We start from the raw sequence: 23,714 nt of genomic DNA, 5'->3' as shown, positions 1-23,714 counted from the left end.
TTGCACATGTTTTCCATACAAGGCGGAGAGAAGATGCTCGAAGGTCTCAATCCGCAGCAAAAAGAAGCGGTGCTGCATAGCCAAGGCCCGCTTTTGATCATCGCCGGGGCGGGCTCAGGCAAGACGAGCGTCCTGACCCGGCGCATCGCGTACCTGATCAACGAGCGCCGCGTCGCGCCGTGGCAGATCCTCGCGATCACCTTTACCAATAAAGCAGCCAAAGAAATGCGCGAACGCGTCGAGAACATCATCGGCCCGACCGCGCTGGACATCTGGATTTCCACGTTCCACTCGATGTGCGTGCGCGTCCTGCGCCGCGATGCGGACAAGCTCGGCTATACCAACTCGTTCACCATCCTTGACGCGGGCGACCAGCTGACCGCCGTCAAGCAATGCTTAAAAGAGCTCAACATCGACCCGAAAAAATTCGACCCGCGTGGTCTGTTAGCTTCGATCTCCAATGCGAAAAACGACCTGCTCACCCCTGAGCGTTTCGCCGATACCGTCCGCGAAGGCGATGTGTTTGGCAAGGTCGCAGCAGACGTCTACATCGCCTATCAAAAGAAACTCAAAGCGAACAACGCGATGGACTTTGACGACCTGATCATGAAGACGGTCTACCTGTTCCAGCACCACGAGGACGTGTTGTCCCTCTACCAGAACCGTCTGCACTACATCCACGTCGACGAGTACCAGGACACCAACAAAGCGCAGTACAAACTGGTGCAACTGCTCGCTCAGAAAAAGCGCAACATCTGCGTTGTCGGCGATTCCGACCAGTCGATCTACGCGTGGCGCGGGGCTGACATCACCAACATTCTCAACTTTGAAAAAGACTACCCGGAGACGACCGTGATCAAGTTGGAGCAGAACTACCGCTCCACCGGCCTCATCCTGCAGGCGGCGAACAAAGTCATCGAGAACAACGCCGAGCGCAAAGCGAAAAATCTCTGGTCGACGAAACCGGAAGGCGAGCTCGTCAAGCTCTACAAAGCGTATGACGAGCACTCCGAAGCGCAGTTTGTGATCCAGCAGTCGCTCGAACATATCAAGAGCGGGGGCAAGCACTCCGACATCGCTGTGCTCTACCGCACCAACGCCCAGTCCCGCGTGATCGAGGAAGCGCTGCTGAAATCGACCGTCCCGTATACGATCTACGGCGGCATCAAGTTCTACGAGCGCAAAGAGATCAAGGACATCATCGCCTACCTGCGCCTGATCGCCAACTTAAACGACGATCTCTCCCTGACCCGCGTGATCAACGTGCCAAAGCGCGGCGTCGGCGACACCACCGTCGGCAAAGTTCTCGACTATGCGGCGATCCATGAGATCTCGGCGTTCCAAGCCCTGATGGAGATCGAAAGCGTCGGCATTCGCGGCAAAGCAAACGGCGCGATCAAAGAGTTTGTGCTGCTCATGCGCAACTTCGCCTCGCAGATGCCGTACCTGACCGTCACCGACTTGACCTCCGAAGTGCTGAAGCTGACCGGCTACCGCAAAGAGCTGGAACTGGAGAAGACGCTGGAAGCGGATGCGCGCCTGGAGAACTTGGACGAATTCCTGTCGGTCACCGCTGAATTTGACAACAAGCATGACCTGAGCGAAGAGAACCGCCTCGTCGAGTTCCTCTCCGAAGTTGCCCTGATCGCCGACAGCGAACAGACGGACGGAGAAGAGGGGCCGGAGTCGATCAAGCTGATGACCTTGCATGCCGCAAAAGGGCTGGAGTTTCCGGTCGTCTTCCTCGTCGGCCTCGAAGAAGGCATGTTCCCGAGCAACCGGACGCTGCTTGGCGGGGACGAGCGCGACGTGGAAGAAGAGCGCCGCCTGATGTATGTCGGGATCACCCGCGCCGAAGAGAAGCTGTTCCTGTCGCATGCCGGGTCGCGCATGATGTACGGCCAGATCAAAGCAAATGCGCAGTCGCGCTTCATTCGCGAGATTCCGCCGAACCTGATCGACGAGGTCGGCATCATCCGCCGCCAGCCGACGCAAGACCGTGTGCGCAGTGAGATTCCGGGCATGCAAAACGGCGCGCGCGTGCCGAGCAATTTCGGCGCCGATCCCAACCTGACCTGGGAAGTTGGCGAATGGGTGTCGCACCGCAAATGGGGCCTTGGCGAAATCGTCAAGACCGAAGGGGCAGGCGACAATCTGGAGCTGTACATCCAGTTTGAAGACCTCGCGATCGGCATGAAAAAGCTGCTCGCCCGCTTTGCGCCGATCGTGAAAACGGAAGACTAGAGTTTTTTGGAGGGAGAGAAGCCGGATGGCACACTTTCATAAGATAGAAGAAGCGCTGGAAGACCTGCGCCAAGGCAAAGCAATTATCGTCGTCGACGATGAAGACCGGGAGAACGAAGGGGATTTTATCGCCTTGTCCGAGCATGCGACGCCGGAAGTGATCAACTTCATGATCACCGAAGGGCGCGGACTCGTCTGCGTTCCGATCACCGAAGAACGGGCGCGGCAGTTGGGCCTGACCACGATGGTCGATGACAACACCGATTCGCACGGCACGGCGTTCACCGTTTCCGTCGACGGCAAAAACACCACGACGGGCATCTCCGCCTTCGAGCGCGCCGAGACGATTCGCGCTTTGATCGCCGACGGCACCAAGCCGGATGAATTTAAAAAGCCGGGCCACATCTTCCCGTTGATCGCCAAAGACGGGGGCACCTTGCGCCGCGCCGGACATACCGAAGCGGCGATCGACCTCGCCCGCCTCGCCGGATCATATCCGTCGGGCGTGATCTGTGAAGTCCTGAACGCCGACGGCACGATGGCCCGCGTTCCCGACCTTGAGAAGATCGCCGAGCGCCATGATCTGAAGATGATCACCATCGCCGACCTGATCGCTTACCGCAAGCAAAGCGAGATCCTGATCAACCGTGCGGCCGAAGTGCGGATGCCGACCGAGTTTGGCGACTTCCAGATGGTCGCGTACACCAACTCGATCGACGACAAAGAGCATGTTGCGATGGTCAAAGGCGACATTTCGCCCGACGAACCGGTGCTGGTGCGCGTGCACTCCGAGTGTCTGACCGGCGACATCTTCCATTCCTTCCGCTGCGACTGCGGCCCGCAAAAGGAAGCGGCCCTGCGCCAGATCAACGAAGCGGGCAAAGGCGTCCTGCTCTATATGCGCCAAGAAGGGCGCGGCATCGGCCTGATCAACAAGCTGAAAGCGTACCAACTGCAAGACAAAGGCTACGACACCGTGGAAGCGAACGAACAGCTCGGCTTCAAAGCTGACCTGCGCGAATACGGCATCGGCGCTCAGATCCTGCGCGACCTCGGCGTGCAGAAGATCCGTCTGCTCACCAACAACCCGCGCAAGATCAGAGGCTTGTCCGGCCACGGGCTCGAAGTGGTCGAGCGCGTCGCGCTGCAGATGGAGCACAACGAAAACAACGAAAGCTATTTGAAAACGAAACAAGCCAAACTCGGCCACATGCTGAAGTTTTAGGAGGGGCTTCCCGTGACGGTACAGGACAAAGAGCAGCGCATCCGCGAACTGATCGAGCTGATCACCGAATACGACTACCATTACTACACGCTGGACAAGCCGAAGGTGACCGATGCCGACTGGGACCGGCTGTATGACGAACTCGTGCGTTTGGAGGCGGAGACGGGCATCACGCTGCCCAATTCGCCGACCCACCGCGTCGGCAGCGGGATTCTCGTCGACACGTTCCCGGAGCACAAGCATCTCGCCCGCCTGTGGAGCCTCGACAAGGCGCAAAGCGCCGACGAGCTCCGCGAATGGGACAAGCGCGTCCGCAAACTGATCCTCGATCACAATACGAAAAACCCGGACGGGCAGCCGCTTCCCGAACCGCAGTATGTGCTGGAACAGAAATTCGATGGTCTGACCATTAATCTGACATACGAAAACGGCGTGCTTGTCCAAGCGGCAACGCGCGGGCGCGGCGTGGTTGGCGAGTCGATCCTGCCGCAGGTGAAGACGATCAAGTCGGTGCCGTTGAGCATTCCGTTCCGGGACGGCCTGATCGAAGTGCAAGGCGAAGCGATCATGCCTTTATCGGTGCTGGCCAAATACAACGAACAGGCGACCGAGACGGGCGCCGAGCTCTTGAAAAACGCCCGCAACGCCGCGTCGGGCGCGCTGCGCCAGAAAAATGTCGAGAGCACCGCCAAGCGCAACTTGGACGCGTATCTCTACGGGATCGGCTATTTTGAAGGCATCGATTTTGACACGCATGAGCAGATCCTCGATTTCTTGCGCGAGAACCGCATCAAGACCTCGTCCTACTCGAAAGTGTATGCGGACATCGAAGCGGTGATCGAGGAGATCGCCCGCTTTGACCAGGAAGACCACCCGCACCTCGACTACCTGATCGACGGGATGGTCATCAAGATCAACGACCTTGCGACGCGTGTTGCTCTGGGCTTTACCGATAAGTTCCCGCGCTGGGCGGTCGCGTTCAAGTTCGAAGCGGAAGAGTACTCGACGATCTTGCAAAGTGTGGTCTGGGACGTCGGACGCACCGGCAAGATCACGCCGACCGCGCTGCTTGAGCCGGTCGACATCGGCGGCGTCACCGTGCAGCGGGCGACGTTAAACAACTGGGGTGACATCCAGCGCAAAGGCGTGCAGGTCGGTTCGCGCATCGCCATTCGCCGCTCCAATGACGTCATCCCGGAAGTGTTGTTTGCGCTCGAAGATGACGAACTGCAGACCACGCCGATCGACAAGCCGGAGCACTGCCCGAGCTGCGGCTCCGAGCTGGTCGAGAAAGGCGCACACCTCTTCTGCCAGAACACGGACGGCTGCCGCACACAGGTCGTCAACCGCATCTCCCACTTCGCCAGCCGCGGCGGCATGGACATCGAGACATTTTCGATCAAGACGGCCGAGCAGCTTTTTGACGAACTGGGCGTTAGCGACCCGGCCGACCTCTATGACAGCTTGAGCATGGACAAGTTGCTTTCTCTGCCGCGCTTTGGCGAGAAGAAAGCGCAAAACCTGCTCGCAGCGATCGAGAAGAGCAAAAGCAAAGACCTGACTTCCTTCCTGAACGCTCTAGGCATCCCGAACACCGGCGCGCGGATGGCCCGCGATCTGGCCGAGACGTTTGGAACGCTGGAGCGCGTGCAAAGCGCCGCGTTTGAAGAGCTGGTTGCCATCCCCGGATTTGGCGACATCGTCGCGGAGAGCATCACGACGTTCTTTGGACAGGAGCGCATCCAGCAGAGCATTCAGCGGATGCTGGATGCGGGCGTCACCCCAACGCACGAAGCGCCGCAGATCGTAGAAGCGGCAGCAGAAAGCCCGTTTTTCGGCAAGACGGTCGTCCTGACCGGCACGCTGACCACGATGGGCCGCAATGACGCGAAAGCCAAGCTGGAAGCGTTTGGCGCAAAAGTCACCGGCTCCGTCTCCAAGAAGACCGACTTCGTGGTCGCAGGCGAAGAAGCGGGCTCCAAACTGACCAAAGCGCAAGACCTCGGCGTCACCGTGCTGACCGAGCAGGAGTTCATCGCGCTGATCGGGGAAGCATGAGCAGATTCTGGCGTTCGCTCCTGCTCGTCCTGACCCTGGCTTTGTTCGTCTCCGCGTGCGGCACTGCAGACGAACCGAAAGCGGTGCCGCTGACGAAAGGCACGCCTGCGCCCGATTTTACGCTGGAGACGATGAGCGGGCAGACCGTCAAGCTCTCCGACCTGCGCGGGCAGAAAGTGTTCCTGAACTTCTGGGCTTCGTGGTGCCCGCCGTGCAAAGAAGAGATGCCCGATCTGCAGGCGATGTCCCGCAAATACGAGGACAAAGTCAAGCTCTACGGCGTGAACATCACGGGAGATGACACGCTGGAGCGGGCAGAGATGTTTATCCTCGAACAGAAGCTGACCTTCCCGCAGTTGCTCGACCGAGAAGGCAAGGTGCAGAAGGCGTACAACGCGATCACCGTCCCGATCTCCGTCACGATCGACGAGCAGGGGAAGATCGTCGAATACCGCCTCGGCCAACTGACCCAAGAACAGATGGAGCACATGTTTCAAGCCCTCTTGTGAGGGCTTTTTCTTTCTTTTGACGTTCCCAGTATCTGTGGTAAAATGTGTCTATCAGCCAGTATTAACGGATGGGGTGTACAACGAATGGAAGTGCTTCGCGTAAAAGGCGGAACTCCGCTGATGGGCGAAATTCAGGCATCGGGGGCAAAGAACTCCGTCCTGGCAATCATGTGTGCCGTTCTGCTCTGTGACGGCGAGACGATTTTGGAAAACGTTCCGAACTTGAGCGATGTAAATACGTTGATGGAAATTTTGGAAGAGACAGGCGTGCAAGGGGAATGGATCGCACCGAACACCTTGCGCTTCGTCAACAACGGGTTGACCGCCTGGACCGTGTCGGAAGATCTCGTGCGCAAGATGCGCGCGTCCTTCTCGATTTTCGGCCCGCTGCTGGCCAAAGCCGGCAAGGCGCAGATTCCGCTTCCGGGCGGCTGCGTGATCGGGGCGCGTCCGGTCGACCAGCATTTGAAAGCGATGAGCGCGCTGGGCGCTGAGATCAAGATGCTCGACGGCAGCGTCTACGCGGAAGGCCAGGGCGGCCGCCTCAAGGGTGCTGCGATGTTCCTCGGCACGCGCTTTGGCTCGACCGTCGGCGGCACCAACGCGGCGATCATGGCCGGAGCATTGGCGGAAGGCACGACGATCATCTACAACGCGGCCCGCGAGCCGGAGATCGTCGACCTCGTGATGTTCCTGAACAAGGCCGGCGCGAAGATTCGCGGCGTCGGCACCGACATCATCACCATCGAAGGTGTCGAGAGTCTGAAAGGTGTGCGCTACACCTGCATGACCGACCGCATCGAGTCGGGCACCTATCTGTGCGCAGGCGCGATCACCCGCGGCAAAGTCACCGTCAAAGGCATTCCGCCGCAGTCGCTGGCCGGGCTTCCGTCCCTGCTGTTCGACATGGGCTGTGACATCACGCTTGAAGGCGACTCGATCACCGTCGACGCCCGCGACCGCGAACTGCGCGCGACACACGTCATCACCTTTGCTTACCCGGGCTTTGCCACCGACCTGCAGCCGGCGATGCTGACCCTGCTCACGACGGCAAAAGGCATTTCGTATGTCAAAGAGACCGTCTTTGACGCACGCTTTGGCTTTACCCAGGAGCTGACCCGCATGGGCGCCGACATCAAGATCTCCGGCGATACGGCGATCGTCAGCGGCGTGCAGAGCCTGAGCGGAGCGCGCGTCATCGCCGCCGACCTGCGTGCGGCAGGCGCGATGATCCTCGGCGGGCTCGCCGCAGACGGCATGTCCACGATCGAAGGGCTGCAGTATCTGGACCGCGGTTATGAGAACCCGGTCGAAAAACTTGTTTCCATCGGAGCGCAGATCGAACGCGTCAACACCGGCGCGTAGAGACTACAGTCTTGACCAAGAACAGGAGGGGCTTGACCGTGTCCAACCTCGACAAGACCATGATTTTCCGACCTGACCAGGAATCAGAACTGCTCGACGAAATCATCACCAGCGTGGTGCCTGCACTGCGCGAACAAGGTTATGATGCAGCCCGCCAACTGGCTGGCTTTATCGTGACGGGGGAGAGCAACTACATCACCTCGGCGAACAACGCGCGGGCGACGATGGCCAAGACGGACCGTCTGCTGGCGGTGGAACAGATCCTCAACGACTATTTCAAGCTGAAAGGCCTGTAAGCGTAAAAAAGCGTTCCTCCGACCGGAGGGACGCTTTTGCTTATTTTGCTAACCGGCTTATTCTTTGCCGCGCAGGAAGTCCGGCACGCTGGAACGGTTCTCCGCCTTGACGCGGACGAATGCGATGCGGTTGGACATTCTCCCGAGCATGAACACCACCGGGATTGCAACGATATGGAACAGCAAGATTCCGCTCATGTTTCAACTACCTCCTATGGTTCGTTTTGCTAGATTCTATGAGCGGAAGGGGACAAGTAGAACTACGGACAGAAACAAAGTGCAGCGCCCGACTTTTTATAACAGTCCCCACGGATGTAACATTTTGCCTTTCTTGCACGTCATATCTAACGAGTTTGTGAAATAAATCATAAGAACTTTCGTTTTAGCGGACATCTCTGGTATAATAAGTACGTTTCACGGGCGCCTGTCTAGCAGCGCTCGAAACTTCTGGCACAGTATCCAACCTTTTTGGAAATAAAAGTGGAATTTTGCGCACACTACCTGCAACAAAATGTGGCGCAGAGGGAGGCTTACGAACAAAGATGCAATCCCCACAAATGCTGACCTTGACTTTGATTGTCTCGTTTGCGCTCGTGTACATGATGGTGCCGTACCTGCGCAAGGTGGCATTGAAGACAGGGTTCGTAGACATGCCGAACCCTCGGAAACTGCACAAGGAGCCGATTCCGGTACTCGGCGGGGCGGCGATTTATTTCGGATTTATCGTCTCGACCTTATTGATCCAGTTGATTTTTGGAAAAGTGGACAACACGTTTTACGGCATCGCGCTCGGCGGCCTGCTCTTGTTCGTCATCGGCGTACTTGATGACTACTATAAGACGCGCGGCAAGGACTTCCCGGCTTGGCCGAAACTGTTGACGCATATTGCAGCGGCGTTTGTGCTGGTCGGCTTCGATGTCAAGGTTGAAGCGGTCACGATCCCGTGGCTGGATCTGCCGTACTATTCCTTCGCCGACCATCAGATGGGCTGGGTGTCGATCGTGGCGACCGTGCTCTGGGTGGTGGCGCTGACCAACATGCTGAACTTCCTGGACGGCGTGGACGGCCTGGCAGCAGGCATCTCGTCGATCTCGGCGATCACCCTGTTGTTCATCGCGATCCTCTCCGGCAACGGCCCGGTCGCGTTCTACGCAGTTGCGCTGATCGGCGTATCCTTGGCCTTCCTCAAGCACAACTTCCACCCGGCGCGCATCTTTATGGGCGACGCGGGGGCGACGTTCCTTGGCTTTGCACTGGCCGCTCTGGCGGTCGACGGCGCGTTCAAATCGGCGACCTTCGTCTCCTTGATCGTTCCGGTGCTGGCGCTGGGCGTACCGATCTTCGATACCTTGTTCGTTCTGTTCAAGCGGATCAAAGAACGCCGTCCGCTGCACCAAGCCGACAAGTCGCACACGCATCACAGCTTGATGCGCAGCGGCATGAGCCAAGTACAGACCGTATCCGTTATGTATCTGCTTGGTATTTGCTTCTCGCTCTTGTCGATCGTCGTATTGCTCGTCAACTACAAATAAACACGTTACGAATCTGTACGGCCAACTCCTTGCCCGCTTCCTTGGGCAGGGAGTTTTTTGTTGAGTGAAACTTTTTCCAGTGTTTGGCGTACTACTAAGCAGAACGTACTTATGAGGAGGACGAAAGACAGATGCTTATCACCACCACAGCAGTTGTGCAAGGCAAAGAAGTTACGAAATACCTTTCGGTCGTCACCGGCGAAGCGATCATGGGCGCCAACGTTGTCCGCGACTTTCTGGCTTCGATCACCGACATCGTCGGCGGCCGCAGCGGCGCATATGAGTCCAAGCTGAAAGAAGCCCGCGAAATCGCATTTGCCGAAATGAAAGAGCAGGCGCTGCGCCAAGGCGCCAACGCGATCGTTGGTGTCGACATCGACTACGAAGTCATCCGCGAAGGCATGCTGATGGTTGCCGTCTCCGGCACCGCGGTTACCATTGAGTAGAGCTTAGATTTCACCACATAAAAAAGGCCGCCTTGTGTCGGAAGGCGGCCTTCAATTCTGGGGGACTTCTCCTAAAGAAATTCTGGACTAAGAGTTGTCTGTGTTAATCATACAGGAGTAGTGTTTAATTTTACATAGTTGATAAGTATCATTTTGTTTATAGTATTTATCTTTTATTCGGGAAAAAGAGGAGCTGATCGTCGTGTGGACTGAGACCAGAGTCACGGGTCTGTTGGGCATCCGCTGCCCGATCCTGCAAGCGCCGATGGCGGGAGGGGCAACGACGCCCGAGTTGGTCGCCGCCGTCTCGAACGCGGGCGGGCTGGGAGCGCTTGGTGCAGGGTACATGTCTGCAGCCGCGATGCGCGGGGCGATTCGCCGCATCCGCGAGCTGACCGACCGCCCGTTTGCGGTGAACCTGTTTGTCCCGGAAACGCCGCAGGAAGACGAGGAGCGCATGGCGGCGGCACATCGTCTGCTGCGGCCGTATCGTCAAGAGTTGGGTTTGTCTGGCGAACCGCAGCTTTCTGCCTACGCCGAGCCGTTTGCGGAGCAGATCGCAGTGGTTTTGGCAGAGCGGGTGACGGTCTTCTCCTTTACGTTTGGCATCCCGTCTGAGGAGATCCTGCAGCAGTTGCGGGAGCAGGGCATCAAGACGATCGGCACGGCGACGACGGTTCGGGAAGCGGTCTTGCTGGAGCAGAGCGGCATCGACCTGATCCACGCGCAAGGCGGGGAAGCGGGCGGGCATCGCGGCACATTTCTTGGCCGCCATGGTGATGCGCTGGTCGGCACGATGGCGCTGGTCCCGCAGATCGTCGACCATGTGACCCTCCCGGTGATCGCAGCGGGAGGCATCATGGACGGGCGCGGCATCGCCGCTTCCCTGATGCTCGGAGCGGAAGCGGTGCAGCTTGGCACAGCATTCCTGACCACCGCGGAGAGCGGGATTCACCCGGATTACCAAGCGGCGCTGCTCAGTTCGACCGAAGAGAGCACCGCGCTGACCAGCGCCTTCTCCGGCAAGCCCGCCCGTGGACTGCAAAACCGTTTCCTGCGCGAGATGGAGCCGCACCAGCAAGAGCTTCCCGACTACCCGATCCAAAACGCGCTCACCCGCGACATCCGCCAAGCGGCGGCCGGGCAGAACAACACCGATTTCATGTCGCTCTGGGCCGGACAAGGCACCCGACTGACCCGCAGGCAAACGGCTGCTGAACTGATGGCGAACCTGATCGAAGAAACCCACAACGCCCTTCATAAAGTAAAGCGGATTCCTTAGAGTGACCTAGATTACAAAGTGAAAAAATAAGATTGACGCGCCCTCCTGCGAGGTGTATCTTCAAAATAGCGTAATACAAAACAAAGTTCTCTATTAGAAAACAAGCGTCTCGCATGTTTTCGCACTTTGCTTCACACCCTAGTTCTGTGATATCACACACCAGAGAGGATTGATAGGAATGGCAACAGTTCTGTACATCACGGTTAACCCGAAACCGGAAGACCAGTCTTTCTCCTTGTCCGCTGGCCGCGCGTTTGTTAACGCGTACCGCGAAGCGAACCCGAACGATGAAGTGATCGAGCTCGACCTCTACAAAACCAACATCCCACACATCGACCCGGATGTATTTGCAGGCTGGGGCAAGCTGCAATCCGGCGCGGCATTTGACGCGCTGTCTGCAGATGAACAAGCAAAAGTAGGCCGTCTGGGCGAACTGGTTGACCAGTTCGTTGCGGCTGACAAATACGTATTTGCAACCCCGATGTGGAACTTCTCCTTCCCGCCGCTGATGAAAGCGTACATCGACTCCATCTGCGTGGCAGGCAAGACCTTCAAGTACACCGAGAACGGCCCGGTCGGCCTGTTGGGCGGCAAAAAAGCGCTGCACATCCAAGCGCGCGGCGGCAACTACTCCGAAGGTCCGGCAGCAGAAGTGGAAATGGGCGACCGTTTCCTGCGCACCGTCATGGGCTTTGTCGGCATCACCGATATGAACACCCTCGCGATCGAAGGCCATGCAGCACAGCCGGATCAAGCGGACCGCATCAAAGAAGAAGCGATCGCAAAAGCAAAAGACCTCGCGAAATCCTTCTAATTCATCTGCAAAACAAAAGCGGCTCGCAGGCGTTCTGCCTCCAAGCCGCTTTTTTGCATGTGCTGCTTCTCATCAATCATCACGCCGGTCATACTCGCGCAGCATCTCCAGCGTACGCAGCAGCGTCTGATACTCCGTTTCGCTCAGCGACTCGATGCGGCGCACCCACTGCATCACATTGTGCTTCATCTGATGCTGCAGGCGGTCGTCTTCGTGCAGCAGCTCTTCCTCGATCAGATCAAGCATGCTGTCCTCTTCGCTCGGCGTTTCAAAAAACGTCATCCAGTGGTTGGCGAGGTTGGCCGTAAACGTACCGATCAAGCCGATCCCCGAAATCATCAGAAACGCCGCGATGATCCGCCCGCCTTCTGTGACCGGTGAAATGTCCCCATAGCCGACCGTCGTGGTCGTCACCACCGACCACCACAGCGCATCGCCCCACGTTTGAAACGAATCGTTATTGCCTTTCTCCAGCAGATACACCGCCGACGCACTCCACACGAGAATCACCGCCAGAAACGCAAAGATCTTGCGCATCTGATTGGATCCCAAGACGCTCCACAACAGGGGGGAGGCTTTCAAAAGCCGCACGACCCGGAGCACCCGCATAAAGCGGGCCAGCGGGAACAAGAGGTCAAACGGAATGATCGCGATGATGTCAAACCAGTTCTCCTTCACAAACTTCTGCTTTTCCTTTGCCAGATACAACCGAATCAAATACTCTATGCCAAAAAAGAGAATCAGACCCAAATCTACGCGTGCGATCAATGTTTCGGTCAGATAGGGATGGTCGGCCGGATCGGCAAAAATCAAAATTGCATAGGTGATCACCGCAAGCAGGATGATCATCTCATAAAAGAATCGCCAAAAAGACATCAGACCCCTCCTCAGATACTACTAGCATACTATGAAAAAAGGAGGGATATCATCCCTCCTTTTGCTAGGACCGCTATTTATTTTCTGAGGAGAACTGCTCTTGGATCGAATCGGCCAGCTGTTTCAAGCGGTGAATCTCCGTGTTGACCATGCGGTTCGACGACACTTGCGATTCGGTGATCGCGTACACCTCTTCCAGCGAAGCCACCGTCTGCTCCGTCACCGCCGAGATGTTGCCCATCTCGTGGTTGATCTGGCGCGAACCTTTTTCGATCTGCTGGATCGATCCGTTTAAAGCGCTGACGCCCTGCACGAGGGAGGTGGTGACTTCGGTCAGCTTTTGCAGGCCGTTCATCGAGTTTTCGGCTTGGGTCACCGAGCGCGAGGTCGCATTTTTGCCGGTGTCGATCTGCTGGACGGACGCTTCCGAATCCTGCAGGATCTTGGTCAAGATCATCTTGATCTCATCGGTCGCCCGTTTGCTTTGCTCGGCCAGCTTGCGAATCTCCTGTGCCACCACGGCAAAACCGCGCCCGTGTTCACCCGCTCTGGCCGCTTCGATCGAAGCGTTTAAAGCCAGCAGGTTGGTCTGTTCGGCCACATCTTGAATCGTATTGATGATGCCGTCCACTTTCTGGGACGACCGGTTCAACTCGTTGATTGCGAGGGCAGACGTTTCGATCGTCTGCGAGACCAACACGATCTGATCATACAAAGAGTGAACGTTGCCGATCGTGCCGTGGATGATCTGCTCGGTGTACACCGCTTGCTCCTCGATCTGGGTGGAGGCGGAAGCGGTCTGCTCGATCATCTTGTTGATGCCGCTGAGGTCTTGCTCGATCTTCGTCACCGAGTGGCTCTGGTCTTCCAGACCGAAGGACGCTTCCTTAAAGGCGACGAGCATTTCTTCATTGGAGCGGTTGATCGTGTCCGATTTCGCGGACACTACGTTCGACATCTGTTCCAGTTCGCCGGACAAGCCTTTGACGCTGCTGACTAGGGCGAGCAGTTCGGCTTGCTTCTGCGCTTTCGCCGCTTCCAGCGCCGAGGTGAATTTTTGCTTGGAGCGGATCTGCAAGGTCGTGGCGCCTGAGGTGAGAATCAGGAACAGCGCATGCATGACCAGCATGGTAAACGAGTAGCTATGTACGCCAAACACCAGCTCCGGCAGCAGGAAGAAGCCAAGCACATGCTGCGCTGCGAACAGCCCGGTCATCGCCGCCAGCAAGCGCACATTTTCATAGTACGCCGTCACCGCGACCACCATAAAGATCGAGAAATGCAGTTCGACCGTTCCGCCGCCACCGGCGATGATCGACATCGAGGAGAACGCCAGCGCCAGCATCACCAGCCAGGGAATCGCCTCGTGGTCCTTTTTCATTCGATAAAGCGCTAAAGTAAAAAGGAGTAAAAAAAGCGGCACCGCCAATAAGAGATTGAGAGTGACGCTAAACCCGGAAAGGATCGCCGCCGGGTCGCCGCCATGCGCGCCTGCCATCGCTTGATGATCAAACACGTGCCATACGCGCCCGAGCAAATGCGTCAGGACCATCAGTCCTGCCGCACCTGCTGCCAGCAAGATCATCAGCCGATTTTTCATACCTGTCATCGATGAAGCACCCCTGTCCCCATATCTTCTTTTGTCTGAATTTACTTGCCGTTTTGATTCTGATTGAACCCCTTTCACATTATAAGTTCCAGCCCGAAATCTCTCAAGAAGCGAGTTCCGCTGTTTCTCGACAAGAACTTCTCCGATTCTCCATGCGATTCCAAACTGTCGAACAGGAATGTGACGAATCGTGTCGAATAATGACGTAACCGATCATAAAAAAACCTCTGCTGAGGGGAGATTCGCATGAGTTTGACCTACATTTTATCTATCATCCTGCGACTTTTCACTCTGGCATGGGCCGTCAATCTGCTGAGGCGGATCAGGGACTGGAGAATCGGACTGCTCACGATCATGCTGACGGTCATCTTGGGGATCCAGGTATTTCCGCTGTTTGGAGCCTGGTCATCAGACTGGGTGTTGGAAAACGGAAGCGGCGACTTCTACTGGCTGGCTGCGAGCGGCACGATGCTTTTGGCGTTCATCTTTTTGGGCGGCGCCGTGACGGAGCATCGGATGACGCGAAGCCGGCTGTTCAAAGAAGAGCAGGCGTTCAAGTCGCTTTATGAGCACAATCCGGACGCTGTGTATACGCTGGACCTCGAAGGCCGTTTGCTGGCCTCCAATCCGGCTTGCCTGAGCATCTTGGGCTATGAGGGGCATGATTTTAAGAACCGCACCGTGTTTGAAGTTGTCGTGGAAGAGGAGTTGGAGAAGGCCCGCACGCACTTTTCCGCAGCGGTGAATGGCAACCCTCAGACTTATGAACTGCTGGTTTATCACAAAGACGGGCGTCGGTTGGCGCTGCAGGTGACCAACGTCCCGATCTACGCGGACGGGGTCGTGGTTGGCATCTATGGCATCGCGAAAAATATCACCGAGCAAAAGGCGGCGGAGCACGAGCGGGTCTTAACCACGCAAAAGTATCAGGATCTGCTGGAAACGATTGAGGCGGTCGTGTGGGAAGGCAATCCCGAGACGTTTGAGTACCTGTTCATTTCCCCGCAGTCGAGGCGGATTCTCGGGTACACGCCGGAGCAGTTGATCAGCGATCACGCCTTTTGGCAAAGCAAAGTGCATCCGGATGACTTCGAGATGATGATGTCCTATTGCAAGCAAGAGGTGGCCGCCGGACGCAGCCATACGATCGAATATCGGATGATCGCTGCGGACGGGCGCACCGTCTGGCTCAAAGACTTTGTCACGGTGGTGCAGGAAAACGGTGTCGTCACCGGCTGCCGGGGCATCATGGTCGACATCACCGCACGCAAGCTGGCGGAGGAGCGCCTGCAGCACATCGCGTACTTCGATGTGCTGACCAGCATGCCCAACCGCACGCTGTTCGAAGACCGCCTGAGCCTGGAGATGGCGCGTTCGCGGCGTCAATCGCAGACGCTGGCTGTGTTGCTGCTCGACCTCGACCGCTTCAAATACATCAACGACACGCTGGGCCATGCGGTCGGGGATGAACTGATCCGCGCTGTCGCCGAGCGGCTCCAGACCTGCGTGCGCGAAGGGGATACGGTGTCGCGCATCGGCGGGGACGAATTTACGCTGATCCTGCCCGACCTGAGGTCGCCGCAAGATGCGGTGTCGGTGGCGCGGATGATCCTGCAGCGCATGACCGCGCCGTTTGTGATCGAGCAAAACGAGCTGTTTGCGACGTGCAGCATCGGGATCTCGTTCTTCCCGGATGACGGTGCTGACCTGTCGACGCTGATGAAAAATGCAGAGTCGGCGATGTACCGCGCCAAAGAGCGCGGGCGGAACAACTATCAGCTCTACACCACCTCGATGAACGAAGATGCGATGCAGAAGCTGTCGTTGGAGCGTTACTTGCGCAAGGCGCTGGGCTTGGACGAGTTCGTCCTGTTCTACCAGCCGCAAGTCAACGTGCAAAGCGGCGAGATTTTTGGCGTCGAAGCATTGCTGCGCTGGAAGCATCCGACGCTTGGCATGGTGTCGCCGGCCTCGTTCATTCCGCTCGCCGAAGAGACCGGCCTGATCGTGCCGATCGGCGAATGGGTGCTGAGGACCGCCTGTGAGCAGATCAAAAGCTGGCATGCGGCCGGGTACGGGCATCTGACGGTCGCGGTGAACTTGTCGGCCCGGCAGTTCCAGCAGGAAGACCTCGTGGAGATGGTCCAGCGCGTGCTGGAAGAGACGAGCGTCGAACCCCGGTTCTTGGAACTGGAGATCACCGAGAGCGTCACCATGCACAACGTGGAGCGGGCGATCGTGATCTTAAATGAATTGAAAAACCTGGGCATTCGCATTTCGCTGGACGACTTCGGCACGGGATATTCGTCTTTGAGCTATCTCAAGCATTTCCCGATCCATACGCTGAAGATCGACCAGTCTTTCGTCCGCGACATCACCACCGATGCGGACGACGCCGCGATCGCCACGTCGGTCATCGCCTTGGCGCACAGCTTGAATCTGCAGGTTGTGGCGGAAGGCGTGGAAACGGAAGAGCACCTGCGCTATCTCGCAGCGCGGGGCTGTGTGGAAATGCAAGGCTATCATTTTAGCCGCCCGTTGCCGGCGCAGGAGATCGAGGCGCTTTTTCAGAGCGGTAAGACGTTTGCTTTATAAATAGGGGAGGCCATCGTGCCATATAGAGAGAACAAATAGAGAAAAAGAGACAGCATCCATGGGGATGACTGTCTCTTTTATATTTTATGGCATCAGGTGCCGCAGAAAGTCCGGTAGGGAGCGGCCGAAGCGGAAGGCGCTGCGGCGTATTCTGCTTGTTCGGCGGTGTGTGCGTACGGATCGGCCAAGACGACCAGCAGCCGTTCCAGCACGCTGAAGTCGCCTTTGTTTGCAAATTCCAACGCTGCTTCCACACGGTGGTTGCGGGGGATGACCGCCGGGTTGCTTTGGCGCATCAGTTGATGGGATGCTTCTTGCGACTGTTGCTGGCGGCCGCGTCGTGCATTCCATTGTTTGATCCACTCGGCAAATTCCGTGACGCCAAACAGCTCCGACTCCTCGAGTTTATCAAACGTCAAGGCGCGGAACGTGTTGGTGTAGTCGGCTTGATGATGCTCCATCAGGCTGAGCAAGATTTCGACCAGATCTTTGTCTTCTGCTTCTTCGTTGAACAAGCCCAATTTCGCCCGCATGCCCGCCAGCCAGTGCGAACGATAGGTTTCGGTATATCCTGAGATGGCATCCTGTGCAAGTTGGAGTGCCTGCTCTTCATTTTCATGAAGCAGCGGGATCAACGTTTCCGCGAAACGCGCCAGGTTCCACCCGCCGATATACGGCTGGTTGCCATAAGCGTAGCGGCCTTGGACGTCGATCGAGCTGAACACGGTCGCCAGTTTATATGTATCCATAAAAGCGCACGGGCCGTAGTCGATCGTTTCCCCGCTGATCGTCATGTTGTCGGTGTTCATCACGCCGTGAATGAAGCCTGCCAGCATCCATTTGGCGATCAGGCTCGCCTGACGCCCGATCACCTTTTGCAGCAGGGAAAGGTAGGGGTTCTCCGCGTTGGCCGCATCCGGGTAGTGGCGTTGGATCGCATAATCGGCCAGCGCGCGCAGATCTTCCGGCGTGCCCCATTGTGCCGCGTATTGGAAGGTGCCAACGCGCAAGTGACTAGCCGCCACCCGGGTTAAAATCGCGCCGGGCAAGGGAGTTTCGCGGTAGACCGTCTCGCCGGTCGCCACGACCGCGAGGCTGCGCGTGGTCGGAATGCCCAGACCCTGCATCGCTTCACTGATGATATATTCGCGCAGCATCGGCCCCAATGCTGCCCGCCCGTCGCCGCCACGGGAGTAAGGGGTTCGGCCCGGACCTTTGAGCTGAATGTCCAATCGTTCCCCGTCCGGCGTGATCTGTTCGCCAATCAGCACCGCCCGTCCGTCGCCAAGCCGCGTGAAGTGCCCAAACTGATGCCCGGCGTACGCTTGTGCCAGCGGCGCGGCGCCTTCCGGAACCTCGTTGCCGGCCAGCACTTTGACCCCGTCTTCGCTTTGCAGGGCCTCTGCGTTCAGCCCGAGGGAGGCGGCTAATGTTTGATTTAAAATCACCAGCTTCGGTGAAGGTACCGGGTTGGGTCGCTGGCTGGTGTAAAACACGTCAGGCAGACTTGCGTAACTGTTCTCTAAGTTCCAGCCTGTTGGTGTGCTTGGATTGCCCATAGTTTTCATGTCTCCTTCTATAAATAATGTTTTTATGTATCTAGTTCTTCCATTTCTATCCTATCCATATCAAGAATGGATCATGTAATCCTTTATGAATCAAGAAGACCTTTCGTCAACATGAGTGTATCATACCAAGTCAGTAACGCAGCACCCAATCAGGCGATGTTACTTTTTGCGAAAAACGATGAAATGCCACTAACGTATATTTATTTAAAACTTAAACAATAATAAAAAATAACTGTTTCGTGGATCACATGAGTCTAGTATAATATTAGGCAGATTATACTAACGGAAAGAAGGTATGACAGTCTTGAGGAACGACAATCGACCCAAGATGCTAGGGGCAAAAATTCAGGAACTTCGAATTACAAAAGGTTTGACTCAGGGCGAACTGGGACAAGGTCTTGTCACTCCCAGTATGATTAGTCAAATTGAATCTGGAAGGGCGAACCCATCCTATAAACTCCTCTGTCAGTTGGCTGAAAGACTCGAAGTGCCGCTCGCCCATCTGACTGCGGAATACCATGAAACGATGTCGATCGGCGTTCAACTAAAGACGTTGCAGGCATGTAAAGAGAAAAAAGAATTTTCGGATGCCCTCATGATCTGTGAAAACCTCTTGCAGAATGAACTTCCCAACAATGTTTTGAAAGAGGTTCTTTTTGTGAAGGCAGAGTGCCTGGTATGGACGCGAAAACCGGATGAAGCCATCGAATGCTTCAGAGATCTATTAAAGAGGTTAAATGAGTGGGGCGACCAAGAGAATAGCACTCTAGCGTCTATCTATAATCTCCTAGGGTGTGCGTACTTCAATAAACTTGATCTCTTGACCGCACATTCGTATTTCGTGCAAGCTGACTCTCATATTCAGAAGATTGATAATTTGGATATTGCACAAGGATATATTCAGTACAATTTAGGCCGAGTCCACGAATGGATGGACGATACTGAGGCGGCTAGAGTTCATTACGAGCAGGCATTAGCTGTTTTCAACGAGGTTTCGAATTCGCATAGAGAGTTGGCGAATCTCTATTATGCAATCGGTATTAACCGTACCAAAGATAACGACCTTGCATCGGCAGACAAATATCTGAACGATGCGATCGCTCTGTATAAAGCATCGAACATGATTGATATGATCCAGAAAGTCAAGGAAACGCAGGCGTTTCACTGTGTTTCCAAGCACGACCCGGGTGAAGCAAAACTTATCATGTTGAACTGCTGCAACTACTTCAAGGAAGCAGGCGATTATCAATATGTAGCTTATACATACGCAAAACTCGCAATGCTTGCCCTTTCCGAAGGAAATCTCGATGAGGCCCAAGATTTCCTTGGGACGATGGAGCGTGAAAACGACAGAAACCAAGTTCTGCCGGTTACAAACCATTTCTGGGCATACATTTACCGTGTGTATGCGCAATACCATTTCCACAAACTTAATTATGGAGAAGCTGTAAAATACGCTAACAGGTCGGCAGAAATTTTTGATATTATAGGCTTGAAAAGGGAAGCAGCAAAGAGCCTTCAAATTACTGTCGATTCCGAAACCGAAGAAGGGAACCTCCCGGCGGCTCTGGCAACTTCTAAAAAGGCCATTGAGATTCTGTCCAAAGAAGGGGGAAAATAAGGAATGAAAAAGTTTCTGGTCGCAACCGTCCTGTTTGTGGCGATCATCGGTTTAACAACTCTGCAGGGGTCGTTCGACCAACATCTTGCGTTTGACCCAGGCCCTGATCCGATGGGGATTGTTAAACAAGAAGTATAGCACCTGCCAGCCGCTCTCATGAATTTCGGGGGCGGTTTTTGAATTGTTCGTAGCGTAAAATGGGAAGGAGGATAGCGTTTTGTCAAAGCAAGTAAAACAGGAGGCAAATATAGACACTATCAAGATGCATCTTTCTCGTCTTAAGAACGCATTACGGAAGAAACGATCTGAAAAGTGGTGTCTTCAATTATGGAGCCGTTTCATAAAAGAGCGAGATGGCCACCGATGCGTCAATTGTGAAAGTAAAATGGGAATTCAGGCTCATCATATACTCCGAAAAGTGGTATGTCCATTAGGTATGTTTGAACTCGGAAATGGGATCACTCTTTGCAACACATGTCATAAAAAAGTACACGAAGCTTTTAATAAACGACCAGAGCAAGAAGAGCGATTGAATGAACGGGGCGGGGACGATCCGGATTATATTGCTTATTTATACGGGTTGCTAGCCGATGATGCAAAGGAAAGAGAGCTGCCGGAGAATGAGTTCTATTATCTAAGCGATATAGTTCTTGACTTTTTTAATTGGTATCAAGGATATTATGAGATCACAGACAGGTTGGGTCAGCTTCAGTCTAGTAGGATCAGAATCGCACACGAAATATGGAGAGTAGCTCCGATCGAGTGGTACACAGCCCTCGGCAATTGGTCATTGAAGGTATTAATGACAGGCTATGATGGTCCTTTTGATCCACAAGAATTCGCACCTCCACACTTATTAGGTTAGCATACATTTCAAAACCAGTCGAAAATCGCAGAATTTCTTTAATCCGTCGTGGGTGCTGGTTACTCATACCTTAAAAAAATATATTCAAAAGTGGATCAACACTCAGCTTTGCACCTTCAAAGTGTCTACTTGAAAGTATCGTTCAAATAGTGTGTTGAGAGAATAGATAAATCTGATATTAATGGTTTATACAGTTTCTCTTTGGGAAACATATATAACATATGATGATGATGAGGAAGAGGTGAGCTCATGAACATTGCTATTTTGATCGGTGTAAGTGATTATATCGACCCCAAGAATAATCTGCCTGGATGTTTGAATGATACTAATGTAATAAGACAGTTGTTGGAATCGACCGGTAGATTTCAAAAAGTACTTTCCATCAACAAAGATACTAATAGCAAACAAGTTAAGGGGCAGCTTGCTGATTTTATTAAGGGTTTAGAGGGTGGAGAAGAGGAAGTAGAGGAGGTATTTTTCTATTATACTGGTCATGGCCAATTTTATGAGAATGAGTTCTATTTTTTATTAAGTGACTTTAACCCAGAACGTAGAAAAACAACTGCACTTGAGAATACAGAATTAGATAATTTATTACGCACTCTGAGTCCAAAGTTAACAATAAAAGTGGTTGATGCATGTCAGTCTGGTGTTACTTATGTAAAAGACTATAATGATGAAGAACTGAGAAAAACCGTATCTGAAAGCAAGAAGGTATTTAGTAACTGTTATTTTATGTTCTCATCACAATCAAATCAGTCATCCTTTGCGAAATCATTAAGTTATTTTACGGAAAGTTTTATTTCAGCGATCATTAATCATGATGATGAGTCGGACATTAGATATAAAGATATTATGGACTACTTAGCAGATGATTTTAATAAGACTCCTGAACAAACGCCCTTATTTGTCATGCAAGCCAAGAATACTGAAACCTTTTGCCGTGTATCAAATGATTTGAAGGTAAAAATGAAGAAAATGTTAGATCAATACCTTGAAATTGAGGAATCGTCAATGAATCATTCGTTGACTTTGAAGGATAGAATTCAGCAAGACGCACTAAGGTATTGTAAGTCGAAAGAAGAAGTAGTGGAAAAGTTTGAGATAATAAAGGAGGAAGTACTGGCATTTCAACTATCTGAAGATGTAAATGAACTATATAACGTCGAAGTGAAATTCTATAATGAATTAGAGAGTTTGCCAAAGTTAGATATAATAGCCAATTCTTTAAGCAAGAGAAATCGGGACTATTTTGTGGAATTTGTTGAAGAAGAAAAGGAGGTCGAGATTCAAGTCGACGAGCCAATCGTTTACCCTAAATGGGATCCAATAAGTGATTTCAGGAGATCTGTAAATTCGTTTTTCAATCCTTCTGGTAATAGGACAGTAAAAAAGAAAGTGAGAAAAGCATTTGTCGAAGCTTTTGATATTACTTTAGATGTACCGTTCAAAGTAATTCAAATATTCGCATCTCCGAAATCGGATTATCCAAACATCAAACCTTTTAACTGCGAAATAACATTTGCTTTCTCTAAAGCAGAGTTAAAAGTGCTGTATTACTACGGTAGATATAAAAATTTGGACTTCGACAATTTCGAACTAATCGAAAAAGAAGTTATTTGGAAAAGCCAAGAAGCCCCGTTAAAAGATGAAACAAGAATTAGGAGTTTGATTCAAACGGTGCTTGTGCATTTTGAAAGTTTAATTCGAAATAGTTTGATCGAACAATTCAGTGAAGATAAGTCGCCTGCTAGTGAGAAAGATCAATAAGTAAGTCAGATAGAGTCAGTTAGGATTTTTGAGGAGTGAATCACTTGGAACTTTCTCATGTGCGATTTGCTGGTGCCGAATGTTCAAGAATGCTTTCTGTTTACCACGACGCGATTGGATTCAAAGTACGACACGGGATGAGACCACACCGTTTGCCAAGTTTCAAAGGGGGAGCGTCAATCGGGCACGGGAGCCGCTGATGGTCAATACAACTGGCGAAGCTCCTGGGGAGTCGCAGGAATTCAGCGGGCGGGATCGTGTCGCGATCATTTTGCGGGTTGAGAACGTGGATGCAGCGTATGAGCAGTTGAAAAGCAAAGACGCGCTGGTTATCAAAGCGCCGCATGACACGCCCGAATTTGGGATGCGTGTCGCCTATTTCCGCGACCCGGCGGGGAATTTGATCGAGCTGAATCAAGAGGTTTAGTTTCATAAACGCCGAAAACAACGACTTGGCTGAAGTCGTTGTTTTTTATTGAGTCTCATGAAAACGCTCACGATACTCTCCCGGCGAACACTGCTTGATCCGGCGAAAGGCTTTGTAAAAATTGGAGGGGCTCTGAAAGCCAACTTCGTAGCAGATCTCCAGATTGGTGAGTGTGGAGTTGGCGATCAGGTGGGCCGCCTTGTCGACACGGTATTTTTCTAAGTAGGCGCGGGGCGTTTCGGAGGTCAGCTGTTTGAACAGTCTTTCCAGATGGAACGGACTGACGCCAACAGAGGCTGCGATATCCTGCAGGACGAGCTTTTGTTTGTAATGCTCGACCAGAAAAGCCATGGCGCTGGTGATCAGCGCCATCTGCGGAGTCATGTCCCTGGTCGGCTGGCATCGTTTGCAGGCCCGGTAACCGGCTTGTTCCACCTCGGGCACCGTGTAGTAAAACTGGACGTTCACCTGTTTGGGCTTTCTGGCTTTGCAGGAAGGACGGCAATAAATCTTAGTCGTTTTCACAGCCGTATAGAACAAACCGTCATACGAGCTGTCACACGCGATGATTTTCTCAAACATCTCTGCAAAGGATAGATTGATCGTCGTCAT

The 23,714-nt window shown here is 53.8% G+C and carries 21 protein-coding genes; 16 read left to right on the top strand and 5 right to left on the bottom strand.

From position 1 onward, the window contains the following. Window positions 1-6 precede the first annotated feature (6 nt). The 6 genes from pcrA (at window position 7) to CBW65_RS03120 (ending at window position 7,697) form a co-directional block, all read left to right on the top strand. Window positions 7-2,244, top strand: a complete 2,238-nt coding sequence (gene pcrA / locus CBW65_RS03145) for a DNA helicase PcrA (protein WP_087455553.1) — start codon at window positions 7-9, stop codon at window positions 2,242-2,244. 25 nt (window positions 2,245-2,269) lie between these two features. Next, window positions 2,270-3,469: a bifunctional 3,4-dihydroxy-2-butanone-4-phosphate synthase/GTP cyclohydrolase II gene (locus CBW65_RS03140; RefSeq protein ID WP_087455552.1), complete on the top strand. Its 1,200-nt coding sequence runs from the start codon at window positions 2,270-2,272 to the stop codon at window positions 3,467-3,469. A 12-nt stretch (window positions 3,470-3,481) separates the two neighbouring features. Then, window positions 3,482-5,527, top strand: a complete 2,046-nt coding sequence (ligA, locus tag CBW65_RS03135) for an NAD-dependent DNA ligase LigA (RefSeq protein ID WP_232463435.1) — start codon at window positions 3,482-3,484, stop codon at window positions 5,525-5,527. Next, complete coding sequence (locus CBW65_RS03130) at window positions 5,524-6,036, top strand: TlpA family protein disulfide reductase (RefSeq protein ID WP_087455551.1); 513 nt, start codon at window positions 5,524-5,526, stop codon at window positions 6,034-6,036. The genes ligA and CBW65_RS03130 overlap by 4 nt, the downstream gene beginning before the upstream one ends. An 84-nt stretch (window positions 6,037-6,120) precedes the next feature. Continuing rightward, on the top strand, window positions 6,121-7,401 hold the full coding sequence (murA, locus tag CBW65_RS03125; RefSeq protein ID WP_087455550.1) for a UDP-N-acetylglucosamine 1-carboxyvinyltransferase: 1,281 nt from the start codon (window positions 6,121-6,123) through the stop codon (window positions 7,399-7,401). A 38-nt stretch (window positions 7,402-7,439) separates the two neighbouring features. Next, entirely contained in the window at window positions 7,440-7,697 is a 258-nt protein-coding gene (locus CBW65_RS03120) for an IreB family regulatory phosphoprotein (protein WP_087455549.1), read from the top strand. 57 nt (window positions 7,698-7,754) lie between these two features. Here CBW65_RS03120 and CBW65_RS24045 read toward each other — a convergent pair whose 3' ends face one another. Then, on the bottom strand, window positions 7,755-7,895 hold the full coding sequence (locus CBW65_RS24045; protein WP_157721745.1) for a hypothetical protein: 141 nt from the start codon (window positions 7,893-7,895) through the stop codon (window positions 7,755-7,757). 344 nt (window positions 7,896-8,239) lie between these two features. On the opposite strand from CBW65_RS24045, the gene CBW65_RS03115 reads away from it, so the two are divergent. The 4 genes from CBW65_RS03115 to CBW65_RS03100 all read left to right on the top strand — a co-directional run bounded on the left by CBW65_RS03115 (window position 8,240) and on the right by CBW65_RS03100 (window position 11,771). Then, the gene (locus tag CBW65_RS03115; protein WP_232463434.1) at window positions 8,240-9,229 is read left to right on the top strand and encodes an MraY family glycosyltransferase; all 990 of its coding nucleotides are present in this window, start codon (window positions 8,240-8,242) and stop codon (window positions 9,227-9,229) included. Window positions 9,230-9,360: 131 nt separating this feature from the next. Beyond that, entirely contained in the window at window positions 9,361-9,675 is a 315-nt protein-coding gene (locus tag CBW65_RS03110) for a YbjQ family protein (RefSeq protein WP_087455547.1), read from the top strand. A gap of 202 nt (window positions 9,676-9,877) precedes the next feature. Beyond that, window positions 9,878-10,957 (top strand): NAD(P)H-dependent flavin oxidoreductase, encoded by a 1,080-nt coding sequence (locus CBW65_RS03105; RefSeq protein ID WP_087455546.1) that lies wholly within the window; start codon window positions 9,878-9,880, stop codon window positions 10,955-10,957. Between the two features lie 178 nt (window positions 10,958-11,135). Further along, window positions 11,136-11,771 carry an FMN-dependent NADH-azoreductase gene (locus CBW65_RS03100; RefSeq protein WP_087455545.1) on the top strand — a complete coding sequence of 212 codons (636 nt, stop codon included), beginning with the start codon at window positions 11,136-11,138 and terminating at the stop codon, window positions 11,769-11,771. 72 nt (window positions 11,772-11,843) lie between these two features. Here the strand turns inward: CBW65_RS03100 and CBW65_RS03095 are convergent, their stop codons facing one another. Both CBW65_RS03095 and CBW65_RS03090 read right to left on the bottom strand, forming a co-directional pair. Next, window positions 11,844-12,647, bottom strand: coding sequence for an ion transporter (locus tag CBW65_RS03095; protein WP_087455544.1), 804 nt, complete (start codon window positions 12,645-12,647; stop codon window positions 11,844-11,846). A 73-nt stretch (window positions 12,648-12,720) separates the two neighbouring features. Beyond that, on the bottom strand, window positions 12,721-14,256 hold the full coding sequence (locus tag CBW65_RS03090; protein ID WP_087455543.1) for a methyl-accepting chemotaxis protein: 1,536 nt from the start codon (window positions 14,254-14,256) through the stop codon (window positions 12,721-12,723). A gap of 246 nt (window positions 14,257-14,502) precedes the next feature. On the opposite strand from CBW65_RS03090, the gene CBW65_RS03085 reads away from it, so the two are divergent. Continuing rightward, window positions 14,503-16,851 (top strand): sensor domain-containing protein, encoded by a 2,349-nt coding sequence (locus tag CBW65_RS03085; RefSeq protein ID WP_087455542.1) that lies wholly within the window; start codon window positions 14,503-14,505, stop codon window positions 16,849-16,851. A 92-nt stretch (window positions 16,852-16,943) separates the two neighbouring features. Here the strand turns inward: CBW65_RS03085 and CBW65_RS03080 are convergent, their stop codons facing one another. Beyond that, entirely contained in the window at window positions 16,944-18,410 is a 1,467-nt protein-coding gene (locus CBW65_RS03080; protein ID WP_087455541.1) for a protein adenylyltransferase SelO, read from the bottom strand. Window positions 18,411-18,723: 313 nt separating this feature from the next. On the opposite strand from CBW65_RS03080, the gene CBW65_RS03075 reads away from it, so the two are divergent. The 5 genes from CBW65_RS03075 to CBW65_RS03060 all read left to right on the top strand — a co-directional run bounded on the left by CBW65_RS03075 (window position 18,724) and on the right by CBW65_RS03060 (window position 23,102). After that, on the top strand, window positions 18,724-20,040 hold the full coding sequence (locus CBW65_RS03075) for a helix-turn-helix transcriptional regulator (RefSeq protein ID WP_198299738.1): 1,317 nt from the start codon (window positions 18,724-18,726) through the stop codon (window positions 20,038-20,040). Window positions 20,041-20,043: 3 nt separating this feature from the next. Further along, window positions 20,044-20,178, top strand: coding sequence for a hypothetical protein (locus CBW65_RS25015; RefSeq protein ID WP_269767997.1), 135 nt, complete (start codon window positions 20,044-20,046; stop codon window positions 20,176-20,178). Between the two features lie 79 nt (window positions 20,179-20,257). Then, window positions 20,258-20,905 carry a hypothetical protein gene (locus tag CBW65_RS03070; RefSeq protein ID WP_087455539.1) on the top strand — a complete coding sequence of 216 codons (648 nt, stop codon included), beginning with the start codon at window positions 20,258-20,260 and terminating at the stop codon, window positions 20,903-20,905. A gap of 249 nt (window positions 20,906-21,154) precedes the next feature. After that, window positions 21,155-22,675 carry a caspase family protein gene (locus CBW65_RS03065; RefSeq protein ID WP_087455538.1) on the top strand — a complete coding sequence of 507 codons (1,521 nt, stop codon included), beginning with the start codon at window positions 21,155-21,157 and terminating at the stop codon, window positions 22,673-22,675. 199 nt (window positions 22,676-22,874) lie between these two features. Continuing rightward, the gene (locus CBW65_RS03060; RefSeq protein WP_157721744.1) at window positions 22,875-23,102 is read left to right on the top strand and encodes a VOC family protein; all 228 of its coding nucleotides are present in this window, start codon (window positions 22,875-22,877) and stop codon (window positions 23,100-23,102) included. Between the two features lie 45 nt (window positions 23,103-23,147). Here CBW65_RS03060 and CBW65_RS03055 read toward each other — a convergent pair whose 3' ends face one another. After that, window positions 23,148-23,714 (bottom strand): bifunctional transcriptional activator/DNA repair enzyme AdaA, encoded by a 567-nt coding sequence (locus CBW65_RS03055; RefSeq protein WP_087455536.1) that lies wholly within the window; start codon window positions 23,712-23,714, stop codon window positions 23,148-23,150.

The organism is Tumebacillus avium (genome assembly GCF_002162355.1).
In the GTDB taxonomy this organism is placed as follows: domain Bacteria; phylum Bacillota; class Bacilli; order Tumebacillales; family Tumebacillaceae; genus Tumebacillus_A; species Tumebacillus_A avium.
This window is presented reverse-complemented; position numbering and strand designations above follow the sequence as displayed.

Excerpts from the sequence above, each read along its gene's own strand:
- pcrA (WP_087455553.1), top strand. The coding sequence starts at position 7 with ATGTTTTCCATACAAGGCGGAGAGAAGATGCTCGAAGGTCTCAATCCG.
- CBW65_RS03140 (WP_087455552.1), top strand. The coding sequence starts at position 2,270 with ATGGCACACTTTCATAAGATAGAAGAAGCGCTGGAAGACCTGCGCCAA.
- CBW65_RS03130 (WP_087455551.1), top strand. The coding sequence starts at position 5,524 with ATGAGCAGATTCTGGCGTTCGCTCCTGCTCGTCCTGACCCTGGCTTTG.
- murA (WP_087455550.1), top strand. The coding sequence starts at position 6,121 with ATGGAAGTGCTTCGCGTAAAAGGCGGAACTCCGCTGATGGGCGAAATT.
- CBW65_RS24045 (WP_157721745.1), bottom strand. The coding sequence starts at position 7,895 with ATGAGCGGAATCTTGCTGTTCCATATCGTTGCAATCCCGGTGGTGTTC.
- CBW65_RS03115 (WP_232463434.1), top strand. The coding sequence starts at position 8,240 with ATGCAATCCCCACAAATGCTGACCTTGACTTTGATTGTCTCGTTTGCG.
- CBW65_RS03110 (WP_087455547.1), top strand. The coding sequence starts at position 9,361 with ATGCTTATCACCACCACAGCAGTTGTGCAAGGCAAAGAAGTTACGAAA.
- CBW65_RS03100 (WP_087455545.1), top strand. The coding sequence starts at position 11,136 with ATGGCAACAGTTCTGTACATCACGGTTAACCCGAAACCGGAAGACCAG.
- CBW65_RS03095 (WP_087455544.1), bottom strand. The coding sequence starts at position 12,647 with ATGTCTTTTTGGCGATTCTTTTATGAGATGATCATCCTGCTTGCGGTG.
- CBW65_RS03090 (WP_087455543.1), bottom strand. The coding sequence starts at position 14,256 with ATGACAGGTATGAAAAATCGGCTGATGATCTTGCTGGCAGCAGGTGCG.
- CBW65_RS03085 (WP_087455542.1), top strand. The coding sequence starts at position 14,503 with ATGAGTTTGACCTACATTTTATCTATCATCCTGCGACTTTTCACTCTG.
- CBW65_RS03080 (WP_087455541.1), bottom strand. The coding sequence starts at position 18,410 with ATGGGCAATCCAAGCACACCAACAGGCTGGAACTTAGAGAACAGTTAC.
- CBW65_RS25015 (WP_269767997.1), top strand. The coding sequence starts at position 20,044 with ATGAAAAAGTTTCTGGTCGCAACCGTCCTGTTTGTGGCGATCATCGGT.
- CBW65_RS03065 (WP_087455538.1), top strand. The coding sequence starts at position 21,155 with ATGAACATTGCTATTTTGATCGGTGTAAGTGATTATATCGACCCCAAG.
- CBW65_RS03060 (WP_157721744.1), top strand. The coding sequence starts at position 22,875 with ATGGTCAATACAACTGGCGAAGCTCCTGGGGAGTCGCAGGAATTCAGC.
- CBW65_RS03055 (WP_087455536.1), bottom strand. The coding sequence starts at position 23,714 with ATGACGACGATCAATCTATCCTTTGCAGAGATGTTTGAGAAAATCATC.